The organism is Streptomyces sp. NPDC051921, from assembly GCF_040680975.1.
Taxonomy (GTDB): domain Bacteria; phylum Actinomycetota; class Actinomycetes; order Streptomycetales; family Streptomycetaceae; genus Streptomyces.
This window is the reverse complement of the sequence record NZ_JBFAXU010000039.1, coordinates 1-19,979: the sequence shown is the minus strand read 5'-3', so window position 1 is coordinate 19,979 and position 19,979 is coordinate 1. Positions and strand designations below refer to the sequence as shown.

The following is a 19,979-nucleotide window of genomic DNA, read 5'->3' as shown; positions in this document are numbered from 1 at the left end:
CATTCAGAGGCAAGGCGAGGGTGACGGCCGCTTCGCGGGACTCGATAGTCTTGTCGTGGCGGGTTACCGTGCCTCACTCCTGCTTGACGCGGACGAAGCGCCGTTCCACGAGGTTGCGGTGCTGGTGGACGTCACGGTCGGAGACCGGGGGCGGCCGCCGCGGCGACCTCGAAGCCGTGCCACTCCCCCGCGCCAGTACCCGACCGGCGGAGGGCCTTGACGGCGAACCCGACAGCTCGACCTGCTCGTCGGGGAACGGGAGCGAGACGCAGACTTCCGACGAGGGGCGAGGCCGTCAGCGATGCAACGTGCCCCGAGACGACTCAGCCCAGGGTGCTCTTGCTGTCCAGTGGCGTTGCCGCGCGGTGGCTGAGACCTGAGACCTGCTTCGTGCCCGCCCGTGCGGTTGCGTGGCATTGGCGGCGCCCCGCGCGGTGTGAGCCGGTCCTGGTCTGTTTGGATACCCGGGTGACTGAGCCGACCGCGTCCTCACCGTGCCCTTGCGTACTCTGCGATCCCACCACCTCGGCGACCTTCCAGGCACGCAAGCACATCGAACAGCACTGGTCCCGGGAGATGGCGAACATTCGGGAGTACGGCTGGCACGTGGTGGGGGTCGGCGGGGAGGACATCCCGAACTGGTCCTTCACCGTCGGCCTGTGGCATTCCTATCGGATCCCAGAAGTCGCCATGTTCGGGCTGGAGCTTCAAGGGCTGATGCACTGGGTCAATGCCGCGGCCGGCCAGCTCCGGGACGGGGCAGCGACCGAGCCCGGCACGCTGCTTCCGGACGTCATCGAAGGGTACGAGGTCCAGCTCCAACCCGTGGACGTCAGCTGGCACCGGCCGCTGTTGGGCACGGCCGTCGGCTTCTACCGCCGGCATCCCGTCCCTGTCGTCCAGGTCCTCTGGCCTGACCGAGATCACCGCCGGCCGTCGGACGAGCGAGCCAGTCCGGGCTGCCGCGCGCAACCGAGCTTGTGGCTTCCGGTCGACAAGCACCCCACCGGCGTCTGGACCGAGGAAGCCGCCGAGCACTGAGCCCTGTCGGAAGACATCCGGTGGGGCGGCAGACCACTACTACCAGGAGCTGATGACCAGCCGACCCGGCGAGGCTCGCGCTCACGGCACCAGGTCCCGTCGCCGTATCGCTACGACGGACGCTCTGGTCGGCGGCGCTGCCACTGGTCGGGCAGTGCCGCCGCCGACCGGCCCGGGCAAATGGCGCCGCAGCCGCCGCACCATCTGTCCGCCTGTCCGCCTGTCCTGTCGGGCCCCGGGCCGTTGGTCAGTCGTGGATCAGTTGGTCAGTTGCGTGACCGGGCCGTTCAGGTTGCCGGTGACGACGAGGGCGAAGTCCTGTGGTCCGGCCAGCAGGTTACGGGCGAAGACCTGGATGAGGTACGTGCCGGCAGGGGGCGAGTCGATGCGGACGACCTCGACGTTGTTGGTGCAGTCGGTCCCGAGCAGCCGGTTGGGCAGACCCGCGTTCCCGGCATGCTTGGTGCCGTCGGGAGCCTGGACGATCACGCTGATGTCGTTCTGGAGACCGCGACCGGGCAGGTCCGTGTACGCGAGGCAGAGCCGGAAGGGCGTGGCTGATCCCGCCGTCACGTTGAAGCGCTTGCGCTCCCCCGTGCGCTGGAACTGCTTGGCCGGCTTCTGCCACGTATCGACGAACTCGAGCGCGAAGTCGGCGGCGCCGTCGTGGGGAAGGGTCGTGGGCATGTGGATGGCGCCGAAGCCCTGGTGGTAGTACGGGTCCTTGGCCGTGGAGTCGGGACCGGAGAGCGTGCGGGCACCGTTGATCAGGGTGGCTTTGACGAGGGCTCCGCTGGGCTGGGCGCTGCGCTCGTCGACGTAGTACTGGCGTACGAGTGCGGCGCAGCCCGCGACGAGGGGGGTGGCCATGCTGGTCCCGCCCATGTAGGCGTACCGCGGGTTCGGGTGCGGGGTGCCCCAGAAGTGGTTCGAGGGGGCGAGGGAGGAGCGGGTGGACAGGATGTCGGTACCGGGGGCCATGATCTCCGGCTTGACGCGGAAGTCGTCGCAGGGGCCGCGGCTGCTGAAGGCGGCGAGGGATTCCGGGTCACCGGAAACGCGTTCGGTGCCGATGGGCGGGTCGGGGTAGTCGCCCGGCCACAGGCTGTTGTAGGTGGCCTGGGAGAAGCCGCCGCTCGTGCGGTCGCTGCGGCCGGCTCCTACGGTGAGGGCGTTCTTGCACGAGCCGGGTGAGCCGATGGATGCCCAGTCGACGAAACCCTTGGGCGAGTTCAGGCGTACGCCGACGGTTCCCTCGTTGCCGGCGGCGATGACGACCAGCATGTCGCGCCGTTCGTGGACGTAGGAGTCGACGTCGTCGGAGTCGATGGTGTAGGCGGATGCGGTGGCGGCGCCCCAGCTGTTGCTGTGGATGCGGGCGCCGGCCTGGTAAGCGGGCTCGAACAGATCGGCCAGGGACAGGGGCAGTCCGCCGAGGTTGCCCGCCGCGTCCATGATCGATTGGAAGTAGAGCTTCGCTTCGGGAGCGGCGCCGCGGATCTGTCCCTGGGAGGCCGAGCCGTCTCCCAGCACGGAGCCCGCGACGTGGGTGCCGTGCCCGTCGGGATCGTCGCTGTCGCCGGGGCGGCCGAGCGCGGCAACGCCGACGATGCGGCCCTGGAAGTCGGGGTGCGTCTGGTCCAGGCCGGTGTCGGCGACCGCCACGATCTGCCCCTTGCCGGTGAACGGCACGCCACTGCTGCCCGGTCCGTCGGGGACGATGCCCATCAGACGGACGGCGAGGTCGTTGCACAGCTTCGGCGGGACGTACTCGACCATGTCGAGCACGTCAGGGAGTTGAGGGATCTCCATCTCCAGCGGCGACCCCTCGGGGATCTTGAGCCGGATGCGGTGGGAAGCGGAGGCGATGAGCCGCAGGCCGGAAGAGTCCTCGTGATCCTCGAGCCACGCCATCACCGACTCGCGGGCGGCCGGCGTCGCCAGCCGCAGATCCCAGATGCGGCCGTCGGCGGCCGTCCTCGGTTCGCCTGCGGTGGGCGGGGCCGGGGTTTCGCCCGCGCGGAGCCGGACGGGCGCTGCCACCTGGGGACCGTAGCGGTCGACGGATACCACGAAGTCGAGGTTGGCCAGTTGACCGGCCTGGGATTCGGTAGCGGCCGCGACGTAGGCGTTCACCGGGACACTGCGCTGCAGCTCGACACCGGTGGCGTTGATCTCGTCCCGGTACCGCTCGACGAGCGGTTCGCCCAGCTGGACGATCCACGACGTACGGTCACCCGGCGCGACCGTCAGAGCCTCTGCCTCGCCGTTCCCTTCAGGCAAGGCGGATCTGCCGGTCACACGCCCGCGAGCCATGGCGGACGTCTCGCCGCGCACGTCGTCCAGTCTGTCGACGGTGAGCCCGGCGCTCTCCAGCTGCGCAATGGCGCCCTCGGCGATGTCTCCGATGACGTAACTGTCGGTCAGGGTGGCGTTGCCGAGCATGCTCAGCGCGGCCTGTTCCTCATGCTCGTGCATGAAGTAGGCGATTACCCGCATGACGGTTCCGTTTCCTGGGCGCGCTCCGCGCCCGAACAGGGGAGCTGAGTGGAAGGGGAAGGAACGCGGATCCACGCGCAGGACACCGCGGCTGACCCGGGCGCCGGACGTCCAGACCTCAATCTAACTGCGGAGAGTGACGAAGGGGTTCAGGGACACGCCTCCACCCGGCCGTGTGAGCGCAGGGGGCCGGAGGTATCGATTCAGCACCCCACCGGACAACTCCAAGCCGGCCGCAGCGCTCAGATTCGTCAGCGCCGCCTCGGCCTGCTCCCACCAGGACCGGATCCACTCCGCGTCGACACCTGGAGCCGGCCGTGGAGCGACCGTGCGGTCCCTTCCTGACCTCGCCTGTTGCGCCGGCTCCGTGGCACCCGTCCATGGAGGTACCTCACGGCTCACCGCTTCACCGCTTCACCGCTCCGCCGCTCCACCGCTCCACCGCTCCACCGCTCCACCGCTCCAGCGGAGGGATCACCGTGTTCCCGGACGAGCCGCAGCAGAACCGCTGCCGGGGCGTCGGGCCGCAGGGCGGCGGCGTACCGGACGGACAGGTCGGGGTCTTCGTCCGGCTGCCATGCCTCGCCCGGCAGGTCGCGGCTCTGTGCCAGGGATCGCCGGAACGCTGGGTGAGGGGTTCAGGTGCGTCAGCCGTTCGGCGAGCGGTGCGTCACTCAACCAGGCAGGGCGCTACCGGGTCGGGGGGATGGTGTTTGTCTGAAAGCCGTGGGCCGCGGGTGCTGACGGGTGTCCGGTGTCAGACAGGGTATCTAGCCTGCTTGTTCAGGACGTCTTTGGTGCGGGGGATTCATGGCTGTCGACGGTGGGCGGATTGCGGCGCGGGGCTTTCAGTACCAGTACCTGCGGACGGTGGAAGCGCTGTTGGCCGGCGCCGGTAGGTCTGAGGTGGCTGCCTGTCGTGTTGAGGGGCCCGGGGCCGCGGTGTCGCTGCAGCATGTGGATTCGGTCGACTTCGATCTGGCCGACGTCGACGGCCGCTCGCTGATGGCGGTGCAGGTGAAGAGCGCGGGAGCAGGGCGCGTCATGCCCGCTCGCGAAGCGGTTTCCGTGCTGGTGCGGCTCGTCACCGGTTTCGACGCCCTGGAGTACCGGCTGATCACTTCAGCGGCACCGGACGAGAGCTGTGTGCAGCTGGCTGAGTTGCTTGCCCGTCATGGTGGCGACGTCCCCGCCTTGCAGGCGGGCATGCGGACCCTTCTGAAGCGGGCGCCTGCTGTGTGGAGCGTCTGTGAGGCGTTGTCGCCTGAGCAGTGGGAGCGTTTGGGACGTAGCGGGGTGGAGTTCGACGCCCGCAGTGACCTGCAGCTTCGTGAGGACCTCCACAATGCTTTGCGTGCGGAGCGGGAGAGTGCGGGGCTGGGGCTGGGGCACCGTGCCGGTGGGCTGGTCTTGGGCTTCCTGGTGGCCGAGGTCATGCGCCGGGCGGCGGACCCCGCACTCGCGCTGTGGACGGTGGAGGACTTCCGCCGCCTGCTGCTGGTCGGTGACGAGGAGCTGATGTCGGCTGTGGGCCGGCAGGAATTCGGGATCGTGTACGGGCAGATGCCGCCGCTTCCCGAGGTGGATCGCGCAGGGCTCGTCGAGCGCGTGAGTGACGTCCTTGAAGGCGGCGAGGACGACGCTGCGGGCGTGCGTACCTGTGTCGTCACGGGGCTGTCGGGGTTGGGAAAGTCCAGCCTGGCAGCGGCGTACGTGGCAGATCGGGCGTTCAGGTACGACAGTGTGTTCTGGGTGGAGGCGGACAGTGAGGAGGCCCTGGTCGCATCGTTCGTCCGCGTGTTGGCGCACCTGACCGGTTCGCGCCCGCAGGCGGAGGTGAGCGATCCGCGGCTGCTGCGCGAGCGGGTCCACGCGCAGCTGCAGTCGCTGCCGGGGGCCTGGCTGATGGTGTTCGACGACGCGAGCCCGGTTGTCGCGCGGGCCTGGCTGCCGCGCCGGGGGCGGGGCCGGGTCATCGTCACCTCGCTGGGCGGGCACTGGCACGCGGCCGGCGGGCGGATCGAGCTGGGCCCCATGGGCAGTGATGAGGCCATGCGGCTGCTGCGGCTACGGCTGGAGCTGGGCGAGGACGAGGCCGACAGGCACGCGGCAACGCTGTCCCGGCTGGCGCGGACGTTGGAGTTCTGGCCACTGGCGATCGAGGTGGCCTGCGGCTATCTGGTGACCTGCGGCATCGGTGTGGAGCGGCTCGCGGCCTACGCTGACACGCTGATCAGCCGGGCCGCGGACGACGACCAGGCGGTGCCTTCGGGCTATCCCCGGACGCTGGCGGCGGCGGTCGCGGTCAGTGCCGAGCGCCTGGTCGACGGCGCTCGGGCTCGGGGTCTGCTCCCGGTGACCCTGGCCACGGTGGCGGCGCTGTGCCGGCTGGCGCCGCGGCGGGCGCCGGTTCATCTGGCGTTGGCGAGCGCCTTCGTCTCACCGCAGGATCTGCCGCCCGTCTCTGGGTGGGTGGTCTTCGACGAGGCGCAGGTCCCGGTGCGTGAAGTCCTGCGCGAGCTGCTGAACGTGTCCCTCGTTCGCCTGGACGAGCCGCTGCCCGTCCGGGAGGAGTCCTTCCCCGGCAGCGAGGACACCGTGTCGATGAATGCGGTGCTGCAGCAGCTCCTCGCCCACCAGCTGGGGCTCACGCATCACAGCGCGTCCGCGGGCTTGTCCGAGCTGGCGTGTCACACCGACCGCTGGCTGCGGGGTGCTTTGGTGACGGGGCAGGCCGAGCGGTCCTGGGAGCTGGCTCAGCACGCCACCGTCCTGGTCGGTCACATCCGCAGCGCTCAGGTGGCCGACGAGCACACGGCTCTGCTCATGGGAAACCTCGCGGCGTTCCACCATGCGCACGGCCAGTACGACGCCGCGCGGGGACTGCTGGAGCTGGAACTGGAGTGGCTGAGCCGAGCCGGGGAGCCCGATGCGGGCGTGACGGCACAGGCTCACGCCATGCTGGCCCACCTGGCCCACCTGTGCCAGGACCCGGACGCCGATGAGCAGATCGGCTCCCACCTGCGTGCGGTGCTGGCCTTCCTCCGACAGCTGCAGGGGCCCGTGCCCGAGCCGGTCGCCGGCCTGGCCTCGGCGGCCTCGGGGATCCTGCGCATGCGGCTGCACACCGGCGAGAGCGAGCTGCTGGCACAGCTGCAGCGAGAGTTCGCCGCGCTGGGTGACGGGCAGTCGGCCACGGCCGAAGCGCTCGAGGTGGAGGAGCTCCTGCAGATTCAGGACCTGTTGAGCCGCGGCGAGGCTGAGCAGGCCGAGCAGGCCCTCGTGCCGGCCCTTTCCCGGATCCGTGATCCGTGGTCGCCCGCCACCGCCGACCTGAAGCGGCTCCTGGTCGAGGCTCACGCCATGCAGGGCAACTGGGAACAGGCCAACACCGCACTCACCGAGTTCCTGCCTTACGCCGGGCCCCACACGCTGTACGGTTTCGCGCTGCACCACCTTGTCCACAACGTCGGGTGCGAAGCCGCGTGGCAGTGGGTCCTCGCAGGCGAGCAGCGGGCGGTGGAGCTGCTGGGCCGGCTCTTCGAGGAGACCAGCGTCCGTGACAACCCCGCCTTCGAGACAGCGACCGACGAGGGCCGGTTCATCCTGCTCCAGGTCGTCCACGACATCTGGAAAGCCGTCCGCCAGAACGCGTACGACGCCATGCCCCTCGAGCTGATGCGCCGGCTCACCGACAAGGTCTTCACCGACCCCCATGACCCCGGCAGCGTGTGGGAGCGGATCTACGCGGGCCTCCTGCCCCGGCTGGCCGCCGTGCTGCGGGAAACCGTGCACGAGCGCGTCCAGCTCGAGGGCGATGCGGTCCTCGCTGGCGGGCTCCCTCTCCTCCATGCGAACCCGACGGCCAAGGACGAGTACGACAACGCGCGTTGCCACGCGGTCCTCGCCCTGTCCTCCGACCCCGTCTACGGCGTCCTCGCCGGGCGATCCAGCCTCGACGTCCTGCTGCCCGAGGCCCGACAGTTCCTCCCCAGCGCACGACCCCTGGTCATCCTCCAGCCAGAGAAGATGCTCCGCGTCACATCACCGGACACGGGCAAGTCCATCGACATGCAGATCCACCGAGCGTGTCACAAGGGCCTTCGCCGTATGACCGGGCCCGAGCCCGTCGTCGGCTCACCCGAGCAGCTCACCCTCGTCCTGACCGGCCGCGAACTGACCCTGAGGCACGACGACGGCACTGTCATCGCCCGCGCGACAACGCGCACGTCCAGCCAGTGGCGCCAGGCGGCACGCGCTCGCTCCAGCGCGATGGTCTTCTACGGCTACGCCTTCGACCTGCACCACTCCCCCACGCACCGGAGCTTGATGGCGTCGCCGCACCAGCTGCAGCAGAGCTTTACCTACTCCAGTGACAACGGACTCCTGGCAGCAGCCGTGGTACCCGTCCGTCTGGAGCCCGAACCCGCCGTCAAGTCGACCGTCCCACCACCCGCACGCAAGCAACCGCGCAAGACAAGCCGCGCACGACGAAGCCACCGCCGCCAGTGACAAGATTCAAGGGACAGAGAAGCTCCCGCGGCGCCGCTCGGTCACTGGGGAGCTGTGGACGGTCGCGTAATTCGGCTCTGGCGAAGATCTTGTGATCGGGCGCCCGTGATGCCAGGGTCTCCTGCGACGATGTCAGGCGTGCGGTCCGCGGAGCCTTGAGGCGCTTCTCCCGCCTGTGGCCGGTGGCGTGATCGAGCCTGATCCACCGGAGCGGCGCGAGGGGCCGGTGCGGGTGCTGGGCGTCCACGACTTGGCGTTACACGAGGGCGACTCGTACGCCATCGTCCTGGCGGGCCCGGAGGCCCGCCAACCCGTCGACGTTCTGCACGACACCAGGCTCTACGCCCTCGACGGCCGCTACGTCAACAAGGTCGGCAACCGGGACACCGCCGTCGCGTTCGACCTGGCCAGCGGCCCCACCTCCAGGACAGGAAGCTGACCGTGGTCGGCGCACGCGAAGACATGCTCATGATTCCGGCCGTGCGCCTTCACCTCCTCGACGCCGCCACCGGCAAGAAGCGCGACGTCCGACGCTTCCACTACGGCGAGACCCCCATGGGCGAAGCCTTCGAGTACAAGGGGCTCCTCAGCGTCGGTCGCACAGCGTACGTCCGCTCGTGACTCGATGGCAGCGCGGTCTACCGCTCGTCCGAGAATGAGTTGAGCTTCGGCGCCCGCGCTTTGCTCTTGTCTTTGCTGCACCGGTACGAGCGGCTCCGTGCGGCGCCGGTCGCCCGGCGGGGCGTGTGGCCGGCCGCACTGGGCCGCGCGCCGCGGCTGACTCTGGCGGATGGTCCGGGGGAATGCGAACCGGGTCCCCGCCCATCGCCTCACGGCAGGATCAGGATCGAGGGCGCCTGCACGCCCCGTTTGGGCTACCGCCTGACCGCGTGCCGCCGCCAGGCAGTGGCGTGGTCGGCGCATACGCTCGGCGGCAGTGGCTGACAACGGTAACCGGGTGAAAGGCGTGGGTCATGGAACCGCACGAGAAGGTGCTGGCGGACCTGGTTGTCAGCTCTCACCTGGTGCCGGGCGGGGACCTGGCCGAGCTGGTTTTCGAGACGGGCCGGCGGATGGGCCTGGCCGGCACGGCCGTCTATGTTTCGGACCTGCAACAAGCCGCGCTGGTGGCGCTACCCCAGCCGCTGGCGGGGCCGGTGGACCCCACACTCGACATCGACGCTTCCCTGGCGGGGCTTGCCTACCGGACAGAGCGGACGCAGCGCTCGGCGGATGGTCGCACCGTGTGGGTGGCGATGGTCGACGGTGTCGAACGGCTCGGCGTACTCAAAGCCACGGCCGAAACATTCGACGAGGAACTGATCGGCCGGTGCGAGGTCTTGGCGGGAGTGACGGCCCTGCTGCTGGTGTCCAAGTCCACGCACAGTGACCTGCTGATCGATGCGGAGCGGCGCAGGACGATGACGGTGCAGGCCGAGCTGTTGTGGGCGTTCCTGCCGCCACGGACGATCGGCACGGCTCGCGTGACTTCCTCCGCGGTGTTGGAGCCGGCGTATGAAATCGGCGGGGACGCGTTCGACCACAGCTTCGTCAACGGCGGGCTGCACCTGACGATGCTGGACTCGATGGGGCACGACCTCGCCTCGGGGGGCGCGAGCGCCGCGGGTCTGGCTGCCTGTCGTGCCACCCGGCGGGCGGGTGGATCGCTCGCGGACATCGTTCCGGCCATCGACCAGATCTTGAGCGAGTGGTTCACCGACCGGCTGATGACCGCGATCATCGCCCACCTGGACGTCGGGGACGGGACACTCACCTGGGTCAACTGCGCTCACCCTCCGCCGCTGCTCATCCGCGAAGGCCGTGTGCTGACCGGCATGCTCGAACGGCAGGCTGATCTCCCGCTCGGCTGGGGCTTCCACATCGCGGCTCCGGCCGCGGTACACCGCGTGCGGCTCCAGCCAGGCGACCGGGTCCTGATCTACAGTGACGGCGTCACCGAGGCCAGGTCTACAGCCGGCGACATCTTCGGCGAACAGCGGCTGGCCGACACCGTGATCCGCTCGACCGCCGCCGGCAACCCGGCGCCCGAGGCCCTGCGCCGCCTGGTACAGGAGCTCCTCCACCACCAGAACCATCAGCTCCGCGACGACGCCACCATCCTCCTCGCCGAATGGCACCCCCACCGAGACTGACGCTGCCTCCGCCGTTCCTCTCGGGGCGACCGCGCTGAGACCGCGCAGCTCAGAGAACGACCACGCCATAAGAAGCGGCGTCTTACTGATCATTTCAGAATGAGGGCACTGGTTACTCGTCATCGAGTCGCTGAAGAACCTGCGTGAAGTCACCGGTGTCGAGCAGGCCGGCGAGTACCTGGGTCATGTTGTCGATGCCGGGGTCCCGGACTATCAGCCCGTCAGAACACCAGAAGAAGCGGCCGCCCAGCTCCTCGCCTGTTTGGGACCACCTCTTCATCAGGCGCTCGACCTCGGCGAGGGTGAACACAGTCGCGCTCCAGCGGGAGCCGTCCGCTGCCAGCCGTACCTCCACGTCGACGTTGCAGACGGCATCAAGATCATCGCCGACGCTGGGCAGGAATGACGCCTCGAACCGATCTGTGCGGACGCGGTACCAGGGTTCATCCCAACCCTGGTCAGTGTCCTTGTCCCCGGTGTTGGTCATCCGCGGAGTATGTCGATCCGGCTCAACATGCTCAACCGGGTTCTCTGGCAGGCTGCAGCCTCGTATCGACGACCGCCATGGAACCGCGCTTGCCGTCTCGCTCACCGGCGGGAACCGCCACGACGTCCAACTCCTGCCCTTGTTGGATGCGCTCCCCCCGATCCGCAGACGGCGAGGACGTCCCCGCAGCAAACCGCGGCGTGTGTACGCCGACAGGGGCCACGACGTCGACAAGTACCGCCGCCTCCTGCGGAAACGCGGTATCAAGCCGATCAGCGCTCGCCGCGGTGTTGCACACGGCTCCGGTCTCGGCAAGGTGCGCTGTGTGGTCGAGCGTGCCTTCGCCTGGCTGCACCAGTTCGAGCGACTCCGAATCCGCTACGAACGCCGAGCCGACCTCCATCAGGGCCTGCTCGAACTCGCCTGCAGCATCATCTGCCCCCGACGGCTCCGTAGATCATTCCGAAACGATCAGTTGGCGCAAGCACGAGACGATTCTCCGGAGGGGGTTCGGTCGGCGGCGAAGGCTCACCAGTATTCTTCAACGGAATCACCGGGGGGAGCTCGCAGCATGACCGGTACCACGGAGGCCCTTGGAGCGTCGGCTGCAGTCGGCGATGCGGCACGGAGCGTCACGCGCCCGTTCTACGTATACGCCGTGCTCGCCAACACGCTTTTCCAGCGCGGCGTGTTCGTCCTCTTCCTCCAGCAGCGAGGCTTCTCGGCCGGGCAAGTGGCCTTGCTGCAGACACTGCTCTACGTGGTCAGCGGACTTGCGGAGCTGCCGACGGGAGTCATCGCCGACCGGATCGGCAGGCGTGCCAGCATCGTGATCGGCCAGGTGCTGATAGCGGGATGTCTCCTCGGGCAGGTGGCGTTCTCCCACTACTGGGTGTTCCTGGCGCTCTTTGTCGGGCAGGGCGTGGGCATGGCATGTGTGTCCGGTTCGGAGACCGCCCTGCTGTACGACCTGCTCGTGCGTCGTGGTGCAACGGCCAGCTACGTCAGGGTCAAGTCCCGGTTCACCATGCTCGGTACGGTCACCTCGGGAGCCGCCATCGTCCTCGGTGGTCAACTGCAGCGGATCTCCTGGGGATTCGTCTACGTCGGTTCGGCGGCGTGCCTCGTCCTGGCCGTGGTGGTGCTGAGGTCACGGGTGCCCGAGATCCGCGGCGCGGACGCGGTGGACGAGCAGGACGGAGCCCGGGAGGAGCACGGAGACGTCACAGCGTGGCGGGCGATGCTTCGGGTCGCCACGCCGGCGCTCGTGACGCTGGTCGTGGTGTCCGGATTGATGCATGCGACGTTGACGCCGTACATCATTTTCACGCAGAAGACCCTCTCCGATCAGGGAGCGGGCACCGCATGGGTCAGCGTGTTCATATCGGCGGGATTCTTCGTCGGCGGGCTCACTCCCTTGCTGTCGGAGCGCGCGGACCGGCGCATCGGGTATCGGGTCATCGTCCCGGCGTCTCTCCTGACGCTCGCCGTGGCACTCGGCCTGAGCGGCCTCGGTCTTGTCTGGGTCACCATCGCCGCGTTCCTGGCCCTGGTCGGGATTCCCGAGATCACCGCCGTGCTCGTGGACAACGTGTTCAACGAGGCCGTGCCGTCGCGCCACCGGGCGAGCCTGCTGTCGGTGATCACATTCGTGGAGTCGGCGCTCATCGGCACCGGTTACCTCGTCCTCGGTGCGCTCATGGACGGGCTGGGCTCCAGTGCGGGCATGGCCGCCTACGCCGCGGTCCCCCTGCTGGCATGTCTCCTGTGGCTCCCGGTGCTCTCCCGGGGGGCGCGGGTGACCACCGGGATCGAGAAGCCCGCCGCCCCAAAGGGGCCCTGAAACAGGTCATCTCGAGCAACGCTATGCCCATGGCGGTGCGTTGCTCGTCGGCCTGTCGCTCCCAGTCGGCGATGGAGTGGTCATCGCGACGATCAGCGCCTGATACGGGAGGGGGAAGGATCGCGCTGCTGCGGCAGCTGCCCGAGGTCCAGGTTTCTTCAGTTCGTGGTCCACGAGCGTGCGGAACAGTGCCGCAGACAGTCCTCGGGGGCCTGCGGCGGGCCTTGCCGAGACGGAGCGCACTCCTCCCGGCCGACCGCTCCCGATCGCCCTGCAGGAGTCCGTACGCGGCCTCGCCATATCTGCTCTGACCTGGTGCTTTATCGCAGATCTCCTAAGCTGGGAAGGCTCTGTCGGACACCCTCGGAGGGGGCATCATGAGCGAGGAATCCCCTACGTACGACGCCAGCTCGATCGTGGTTCTGGAGGGCTTGGAGGCCGTGCGGAAGCGGCCCGGGATGTACGTCGGGTCGGTCGGTGAACGCGGCCTTCACCACCTGGTGTTCGAGGCCGCCGAGCGGGCGTTGAACGAGATCCTCGGCGGCACCGCCAGCCGTGTCGAGATCACCCTCACCGCCGACGGCGGCGTCCGCGTCGCCGACGACGGCTCCGGTCTTGCGGTCGGGCACGCCGGCCACACCGACGGCCCTCCGCTGGAGAACCGGTTGACCGAGCTCTGGTGCGGCACACCACCCGCTGACCGGCGCTCGCTGTTCGGCGGCTACTTCGGCGTGGGACTGGCCGTCGTCAACGCCTTGTCGAGCCGCCTGAGGGCAGAGGTACGGCGCGACGGCGCCCGCTGGGTGCTGGAGTACGAGCAAGGCGTGCCCGTCGGGGTGCCCGCCCGCAGCGGGCCGGCCTACGGCAGCGGGACCGTGATCACCTTCCGGCCCGACGCCGAGATCTTCGAGACGCTGGAGTTCTCGTTCGACGCACTGGCCGAGCGCTTCAGAGAACTGTCTTTCCTGAACCGCGAGTTGGACATCACCTTGACCGATGACCGCGACCTCGCGGCGCCGCGCGCCGTTCGCTTCCGCTTCCCGGGCGGTCCGGGAGACTACATCGCGCAGCAGGGCGCCCCGCTCCACCCGGACGTGATCCGCTTCGAGCGCGCATACTCCGCAATGGAAGGAACCGTCGAGGTGGCCCTCCGCTGGTGCGACCGCCGCGAAGAACGGATCGCAAGCTACGCCAACAGCCTGCCGACCACCGGGGGCGGCACGCACGAGCTCGGCTTCCGAGAAGGTCTGGCGGCCGCGCTCACTGGCTACGCCCGGGAGCAGCTGCTCAACCCCGACTTCACCCCCACCCAGCTCGGCGCGGGCCTGACGGCGGTCGTGTCGGTGAAGCTCGATCGGCCCGAGTTCGAGGGGGCAACCCGTGGCCGACTGGGCAACGGCCCCGTCCGCGCCTGCGTCGCCGAGGCCGTCCGAGAGCACGTGACCGCCTGGCTCCGCGCCAACCCGGCGCAGGCGATGGCCGTCGTCGCCCGGGGCTCGACGGCCGGCCGCCACTGACAGCAGCACACCGAAGGCACACGTGAGCCCAGGTCGGGGTGGGTAGGCGGTCTGGGCTTCGTGGCGCAGTCGGTCGCAACAACTTCATTAGTCACAAGGCATGGCAGATCGCACACGCGGATCTGGACATCACGACGATCACGGACGCCGCGCCTCCAGTGCTCCCCCACACCCCTCACCGCGTATCGGCGCCTAGCGAACGTCGGGCGACGCCTGGAGCCGTCCCTGACCGAGTGCCGGAAGGTGCTGCGCCGGGCGGCGGCCCCAAGCCGAGATCAGCGGCGCGAGTGTCAGGTCCAGTTCGCCCGTTCGGATGGCGGCCAGGTGGGCGTCGATCTCGGCGTCGTCAGCCAGGCCGGCGGCGAGGAGCTCGCCGCGCACGTGGCGGATGGTCGCCGCCTCCAGCCGGTCGCAGGCCTGCCCGCCGACCGGGAACGAGCCCGCCGCGGCGACATCCACCAAGCCGGCCTCCCGCAAGGCCCGCGGCAGGGTCCGGCCGTAGCTCAGGTCCGCGCCGCGGCGCGCCAGCAGCTCCCGGACCGCGTCGCGCAGCCGGTTGGCCCGCCGCTGCGCAGGGCCGTCGTCCAGGCATGCCTGTGGCTGCAGGGCGGTGTCGGCGTCCTCGATCAGCAGCCAGCCGCCGGGCCGCAGCGCTGCCGCCATCGTGGCCAACGCGCGGGCCCGGTCGGGTACATGGACGAGCACGAGCCGGGCGTGCACGAGATCGAACGTCCCAGGCTCTGGAGGCGGGTCAGCAGCGACGTCGTGCCGGCGCACCTCGTACCCGTCACCCGCCTTCAGCCACGACGGGTCGATGTCCGTGGCCAGCACGTGCCCGGTCGGACCCACGGCCGCCGCGAGCGCCTCCGGGATTCCGGGGCCACCGGCCCCCACCTCCCAGCAGCGCGAGCCGGCCCTGACCCCCAGTCGGTCGAAGTGCCCGCGCGTCACGCCGTCGAAGAGCTCGGCCAGCCAAACGAATCGCTCGCCCGCCTCGGCGCGCGCGTTGTCCAGCAGATACCCGCGGGCGGCAGCGGGTTCTCCGCCCGCGGTGGTCCCGTCTGTCGAATCCGGGCGGCCACCGATGTGCGGCGGTCGGGGCGAGGTGGTCATGACTACATGGTCAGCCTCCGGGGCCACCTGCGCCACGACGACGTGAGAGGGATGCCTCACACAGCCGGCGACAGCCCCGCGTGGGCCGGCCCTCGACGGGGGGGCTCAGGTGCAGCCCCGCCGCGTGCCGGTCTCGATGTGGTGGGATGAGGCTGTGGGAGATCGCCGCGGGTCTCAGCACCGGCCAACGCGTCGTACTGGTGCTCAAGGCCTTGGGGAGGGGCGGCGGTCGGGGCGAGCGACGTCGGAAGCGCTACGCGGCGCCGGCGCGGGCCACGAGCACCGGCTGGAAGAAACCTGTCTCCTGCGGCATTCGCCACTCGGGATCGACGAACCCGGCCTCGTCCGCAAGCCCGGCCAGCCGATCCTGGCCGAGTGCCCAGTAGGTGGTCCGGCGGACCTGGACCCGCCATTCTGCGCCTGCCGGAAGAAGTTGGAAGTGCTCCAAGTCGTAGTGCTCGCCGTCGTCGTGCCAGTGCCAGAGTTGGAAGGTGACGGTCCGTTCTCCGGCAGCGTCGGCGACCTGGTGGACCTGTGGAGGCGTCGAGGCGGGGCGGTCGCGCAGCAGGTCGTCGTAGGGGCGCGTGCTGACCAGCAGGAGGCCTGCGGGACGCAGGACGCGGCGCATCTCGACGAGGGCGGTGTGCACATCCTGTTCCGTCAGCAAGTGAGGCAGCGAGTTGTCGGCACAGATGACGGTGTCGAACCGGCCGTCGGGGAACGGGAGGCGTCGCATGTCGGCGGCGGCGGTGCCCAGGCTCACCCCCCGGCGGGCGGCCTCACGGCCGGCGCGGGCGGCAGCGCGGGGGCTGAGGTCCGTCCCGGTGACGCGGTGCCCGCGCAAGGCCAGGCCGATGGCCTGTGTGCCGATGCCGCAGGAACAGTCGAGCACCACCGCGCGGTCCTGGCCGATCAGGGCATCCAGCGCCTCCCCCTGCCGACGCACGCTCGCGTCCCAGTCCGCGTAGATCACGTGGTAGTCGTCCGCGAGCTCGTCGTAGAAGTGCGCCACTGATCTCTCGGACATGGCCCGAGATTACCGTGCCTGGATCCGGAAGGCGCTTGTCATCCCCATGATCGGCCGCGAACGCTCTCCGTGCCCCCATGCCGTCGCTTCTCATCCGTCTCCGCGAGCAGGCTGATCGCCGGCGGTTGCCGAAGCTGCTCGGCGAACGGTGCCGCTGAACGTGCACGAAGACCCGCGCGCCACGCAGGCGCGGCCTCTCCTCGCCGACGCCCCCCAGGCGGAACTCTCCACCACCACAAATCGCCGGCCTTCCGGTGCAACCTACGAGTCCCCCGGCTTCGTCCGTCTCATCGTCGGCTGCCCCCACGCGAAGACGGCGGAGGGGGGACGCGTGGGCAGGAGCGCTGCGACGGCTGGCCTGATCTGTACGTCCCGGGTACGGCGCACCCGACTCTGGCGCCGGTGGACGGGCGTCCGTACGGTGAGCGCTCGGTACCCGAGGGGCACGGCACGACACGCGAACCATGGCACGTCACTCACGGCACGAGATGACACGCACGACGATCGAAGCGGGGGAAACGTATGTCGTTCGGAGATGAATGGCGGCAGGCGCGCGACGCGGCCGACAAGCCCGCCGTCGCGATGCGGCTGAACCAGACCGGAGGGGGCGGCGCCACGCCCGATCTGGCCGTCAAGGACGACGACCTGGGCCCGATCGGCGCGGACGCGAACGTGCTGTACGAGGGCGTGAAGCGGGACGCCGAGACGGTACGGGTGTCGAACTACGAAGCGGCCGCGGCGCTCACCGCCGCCCAATTCACCTGCGGCGCCCAACTGATGCAGGTGCACGAGCGGTGGTACACACAGGTGGGGACCCTCCGGGACGCCTGCGCGCAGATCTCCAACCATCTGGACTACTCGGTCGCGGCGCACGCCAAGGACGACGCCGAGATCCGGGGCGAGCTGATGGCCGTGTCCAAGATCAACGAGCTGCTGAAGTAGGCGGGAGGCGAACCATGCTGACGTACTGGGACGTGCTGCACGCGCCCGTCGACAAGCTCAAGACCGCGGTCGACGACTGGTCGGCCATGGCGGGCAAGCTCGCACTGCTGGCCGCCGACGCGCGCGACGGTATGCAGAGCAAGGCCGACAAGGCGGACTGGGCGGGGGTGAACGCGGAGGTCAGTCAGGCGTTCATCCGCAAGGTCGCGAAGGAGTTCGACGACGCGGCCAAGGAAGCCAAGGGGATGCACCAGCTCCTGCTCGACGGGTACACCGCGTTCAAGAAGGCCAAGGACGCCCTCCAGGCGATCGTCGACGGTGCGGGGAAGGCGGGCATCGTCGTGGACAGCCAGGGCATGGTGACGGCCCGGTACCCCGTGGCTGCCGACGCCACGACCCGGCACGACCCGGACATGGATGCGGCGAAGGCCGAGGAGAAGGCCGACCTGGACGCCTGGACCGAGCGGATCCGGGTCATCGTCGCGGGCTGCACGGCCGATGACGAGTCGCTCCGGCTCGCCCTGGCGGCGAACGTCGGCGACGCACACGACTTCACCGCCCCCAAGTACACCAGCCTGGACGCCGAGGAGGCGCAGCGAGCCTACGAGCTGGCGGTCAGGGGCGCCAACGGTCATCCCCTCACCCATGCCGAACTCCAGCAGCTGAACCAGCTGTTGGCGGCCAACCAGAAGTCGGTCGAGTTCACCACCGCCTTCTACGAGAAGCTCGGCCCCAAGGGGACCCTGGACCTCTTCGCCCAGATGTCCACGGACACCTACACCACGGCGGGGCCCAGGGAGGAGCACCTGAAGGACGTCCAGGACCTCCAGCGCAACCTGGGCCTCAGCCTCGCCACGGCGACCGACCCCGACAGCAAGATCCTGATACCCGGCGGCAACGGCGTGCCCGTCAATCCGCTCGGCGACTGGTCGGCCGAGTTCCGCAAGCTCGGCACCCAGAAGCTCCCCCTGTTCCCCGGCGACACCATGGGGGTGTACGGCTACCAGGCGCTCGCCGGCATCCTTCGCTACGGCGACTACGACCCCCGCTTCCTCAACCCGATCGCCGGCCACGTGGTGCAACTGCACGAGCAGACACCGCACTTGTTCTCCGACAACAAGCGCGACGCCTGGCAGCAGAACATCTTCAACCCGTCCGGCCTCAACGGGGCGGGCTACGACCCGCTGCCCGGTGTCCTCGAAGCCCTCGGCCACAGCCCCGAGGCGTCGAAGCAGTTCTTCACGGAGGAGCCGCCGACCGCGTACAACACGGACGGGACGGTCAAGGTGGGCGCCCCGCCGGACCTCGGGAAGGAGGACGGCCAGCCGATCAGGAACTATCTCGACTACTTCGCCCGCGAAGGCGGCGCGGAGTCGTTCCCGGACGTCGGCCGCAACGACCCCCACAACACGAAGGGTACGGAGGCGTACCTGCCGTCCGCGCTCGGCCATGCCCTGGAGGCGGCGACGCTGGGGCATGCCTGGGACGATCCGCAGCCGGTCCTCGCCAAGGACGAGACCACGGCGAAGCTGACCGCGAGCGTCATCGACGCGTACGGCGACGCGAAGCTGCTCAAGGAGCAGGAGGCGTTGGCGGAGAGCATGGGACGCATCGGCGCCGGATACATCGACGACCTGCAGTGGGCCGTGGACAACCGGGGGCAGCAGAGTGTGTTCGTCCCGCACGCGGATCCCGGTTCCCACGCGAGGGTCAGCCGCGAGCTCGCCGTCGACTTCCTGACCGCGCTGGGGCAGCACCCCGATGCCTACGAGATCGTCTCGATCGCGGACCAGGTCTCCACCACCGCCCGGCTGGACACGATGGTGCGCCCCGACGCCAACGCTCCGCTGCCCGACCTGGGGCCTGCCGGATTCGTGATCGAGGCCGGTGCGCAGGTGCAGGGGCTGCTCGACCACGCGCGCGCCGAGCAGATCAAGGCCGAGGGTGAGCAGGCGTACGAGGAGTACGAGAAGGCGCACGAGAAGATGAAGACTTTGATCGAACTCGGTACCGGGGCCGTCGTCGGCGCGGGCGTCGCGGCGCTGCCCGCGACGACCGCGAGCGTCGGCGTCGGGGCCGTCCTCGTGCCGGTGGCCATGGACAGCGGCGCGGCCTTCGTGGAGCAGACGATCAACGACATCCTCGGGAAGTACGGCGAGAAGGGGCTCGAGGAGAAGAAGGAGAGCATCGAGGTCGAGATCCGCCGGGCCACCAAGGACATCTATCTGTCCGGTGAAAGGCATTTCGTGGCTCCGGTGGATCGCTACATCGCCCTGCTGTACCTCCCTCCCACGGGGGAGAAGGCCAAGGAGCTCCTCGACTCGGCGAAGCAGGGTTACATGATGGGCACCGGCCAGGCTGCGAACACGGGCAACCCGCCGCAGACCTGATCGTCCTGTGCCCGACGCCGCGGTGGCTCCGCCGGGTCCGCCGGGTCCGCCGGGTCCGCCGGGTCCGCCGGGTCCGCCAGGTCCGCCAGGCCGCGCAGAGTATGGCCCGCCCTCGCCGCTCAGTGCGGCGAGGGCGCTCGCGTCGCCGCCCCGTTGTCCTCCAGGGCTCGGTGCCACGGCTCTCGGCCCTACGGCACCTCACGCCACCGAGCACACCGGTCCGCAACCGCCACGGCACGGCCGATCGGCGGCGCTGGGGCGCCGGCCCAGGACCACCTGCGGGCTCGTACGCCGACGACGCCCTGTGGCAGCCCCGCAGCGCGGGCAGAAGCACCGCAAGCGGCGTTCTCGCACTGTCGCCCCCGTTATGTTTTTCGCGGTCCTGCAATGGGGCCGCTGGCCTCCGGGCCCGGCATGACTGTTGCCCCCTGTCGAACGGATGACCTGGGGGGTGG

General features: G+C 69.6%; 13 protein-coding genes and 1 pseudogene. 10 read left to right on the top strand and 4 right to left on the bottom strand.

The annotated features are described in order from the left end of the window. Positions 1-468 precede the first annotated feature (468 nt). A complete protein-coding gene (locus tag AB0M16_RS34625; protein WP_365350212.1) occupies positions 469-1,041 on the top strand; it encodes a DUF4262 domain-containing protein in 573 nt (190 codons plus the stop codon). A gap of 258 nt (positions 1,042-1,299) precedes the next feature. Here AB0M16_RS34625 and AB0M16_RS34620 read toward each other — a convergent pair whose 3' ends face one another. After that, complete coding sequence (locus tag AB0M16_RS34620; RefSeq protein WP_365350210.1) at positions 1,300-3,540, bottom strand: S8 family serine peptidase; 2,241 nt, start codon at positions 3,538-3,540, stop codon at positions 1,300-1,302. Positions 3,541-4,350: 810 nt separating this feature from the next. Between AB0M16_RS34620 and AB0M16_RS34615 the strand changes: the two genes are divergently transcribed. From AB0M16_RS34615 to AB0M16_RS34600, 4 genes are all read left to right on the top strand, one after another. Further along, positions 4,351-8,052: a hypothetical protein gene (locus AB0M16_RS34615; protein WP_365350208.1), complete on the top strand. Its 3,702-nt coding sequence runs from the start codon at positions 4,351-4,353 to the stop codon at positions 8,050-8,052. Between the two features lie 250 nt (positions 8,053-8,302). Next, on the top strand, positions 8,303-8,491 hold the full coding sequence (locus AB0M16_RS34610) for a hypothetical protein (RefSeq protein ID WP_365350206.1): 189 nt from the start codon (positions 8,303-8,305) through the stop codon (positions 8,489-8,491). Positions 8,492-8,532: 41 nt separating this feature from the next. After that, positions 8,533-8,673 (top strand): hypothetical protein, encoded by a 141-nt coding sequence (locus AB0M16_RS34605; protein ID WP_365350204.1) that lies wholly within the window; start codon positions 8,533-8,535, stop codon positions 8,671-8,673. Between the two features lie 353 nt (positions 8,674-9,026). Further along, the gene (locus AB0M16_RS34600; protein WP_365350202.1) at positions 9,027-10,205 is read left to right on the top strand and encodes a PP2C family protein-serine/threonine phosphatase; all 1,179 of its coding nucleotides are present in this window, start codon (positions 9,027-9,029) and stop codon (positions 10,203-10,205) included. A 112-nt stretch (positions 10,206-10,317) separates the two neighbouring features. On the opposite strand, the gene AB0M16_RS34595 is transcribed toward AB0M16_RS34600, so the two are convergent. Beyond that, complete coding sequence (locus AB0M16_RS34595; protein WP_365350201.1) at positions 10,318-10,692, bottom strand: hypothetical protein; 375 nt, start codon at positions 10,690-10,692, stop codon at positions 10,318-10,320. Between the two features lie 79 nt (positions 10,693-10,771). Here AB0M16_RS34595 and AB0M16_RS34590 point away from each other — a divergent pair. From AB0M16_RS34590 to AB0M16_RS34580, 3 genes and pseudogenes are all read left to right on the top strand, one after another. Further along, positions 10,772-11,152 (top strand): annotated as a pseudogene (locus AB0M16_RS34590) (transposase); the annotation flags it as partial. Between the two features lie 111 nt (positions 11,153-11,263). Continuing rightward, entirely contained in the window at positions 11,264-12,535 is a 1,272-nt protein-coding gene (locus AB0M16_RS34585) for an MFS transporter (RefSeq protein WP_365350284.1), read from the top strand. Positions 12,536-12,912: 377 nt separating this feature from the next. Further along, positions 12,913-14,052 (top strand): ATP-binding protein, encoded by a 1,140-nt coding sequence (locus tag AB0M16_RS34580; protein WP_365350199.1) that lies wholly within the window; start codon positions 12,913-12,915, stop codon positions 14,050-14,052. A 192-nt stretch (positions 14,053-14,244) separates the two neighbouring features. Here the strand turns inward: AB0M16_RS34580 and AB0M16_RS34575 are convergent, their stop codons facing one another. Next, the gene (locus AB0M16_RS34575) at positions 14,245-15,165 is read right to left on the bottom strand and encodes a methyltransferase domain-containing protein (RefSeq protein WP_365350197.1); all 921 of its coding nucleotides are present in this window, start codon (positions 15,163-15,165) and stop codon (positions 14,245-14,247) included. A 253-nt stretch (positions 15,166-15,418) separates the two neighbouring features. Further along, positions 15,419-16,192 (bottom strand): class I SAM-dependent methyltransferase, encoded by a 774-nt coding sequence (locus AB0M16_RS34570; protein WP_365350195.1) that lies wholly within the window; start codon positions 16,190-16,192, stop codon positions 15,419-15,421. 522 nt (positions 16,193-16,714) lie between these two features. Here AB0M16_RS34570 and AB0M16_RS34565 point away from each other — a divergent pair. Together AB0M16_RS34565 and AB0M16_RS34560 are read left to right on the top strand one after the other, a co-directional pair. Beyond that, complete coding sequence (locus AB0M16_RS34565; RefSeq protein WP_365350193.1) at positions 16,715-17,134, top strand: hypothetical protein; 420 nt, start codon at positions 16,715-16,717, stop codon at positions 17,132-17,134. A 14-nt stretch (positions 17,135-17,148) separates the two neighbouring features. Beyond that, positions 17,149-19,524: a hypothetical protein gene (locus tag AB0M16_RS34560; RefSeq protein ID WP_365350191.1), complete on the top strand. Its 2,376-nt coding sequence runs from the start codon at positions 17,149-17,151 to the stop codon at positions 19,522-19,524. Positions 19,525-19,979: the final 455 nt, after the last annotated feature.

Bases quoted from the DNA above. Each gene is read 5' to 3' on its own strand.
- AB0M16_RS34595 (WP_365350201.1), bottom strand. From the start codon at position 10,692: ATGACCAACACCGGGGACAAGGACACTGACCAGGGTTGGGATGAACCC.
- AB0M16_RS34570 (WP_365350195.1), bottom strand. From the start codon at position 16,192: ATGTCCGAGAGATCAGTGGCGCACTTCTACGACGAGCTCGCGGACGAC.
- AB0M16_RS34560 (WP_365350191.1), top strand. From the start codon at position 17,149: ATGCTGACGTACTGGGACGTGCTGCACGCGCCCGTCGACAAGCTCAAG.
- AB0M16_RS34575 (WP_365350197.1), bottom strand. From the start codon at position 15,165: ATGACCACCTCGCCCCGACCGCCGCACATCGGTGGCCGCCCGGATTCG.
- AB0M16_RS34620 (WP_365350210.1), bottom strand. From the start codon at position 3,540: ATGCGGGTAATCGCCTACTTCATGCACGAGCATGAGGAACAGGCCGCG.
- AB0M16_RS34615 (WP_365350208.1), top strand. From the start codon at position 4,351: ATGGCTGTCGACGGTGGGCGGATTGCGGCGCGGGGCTTTCAGTACCAG.
- AB0M16_RS34565 (WP_365350193.1), top strand. From the start codon at position 16,715: ATGTCGTTCGGAGATGAATGGCGGCAGGCGCGCGACGCGGCCGACAAG.
- AB0M16_RS34580 (WP_365350199.1), top strand. From the start codon at position 12,913: ATGAGCGAGGAATCCCCTACGTACGACGCCAGCTCGATCGTGGTTCTG.
- AB0M16_RS34585 (WP_365350284.1), top strand. From the start codon at position 11,264: ATGACCGGTACCACGGAGGCCCTTGGAGCGTCGGCTGCAGTCGGCGAT.
- AB0M16_RS34600 (WP_365350202.1), top strand. From the start codon at position 9,027: ATGGAACCGCACGAGAAGGTGCTGGCGGACCTGGTTGTCAGCTCTCAC.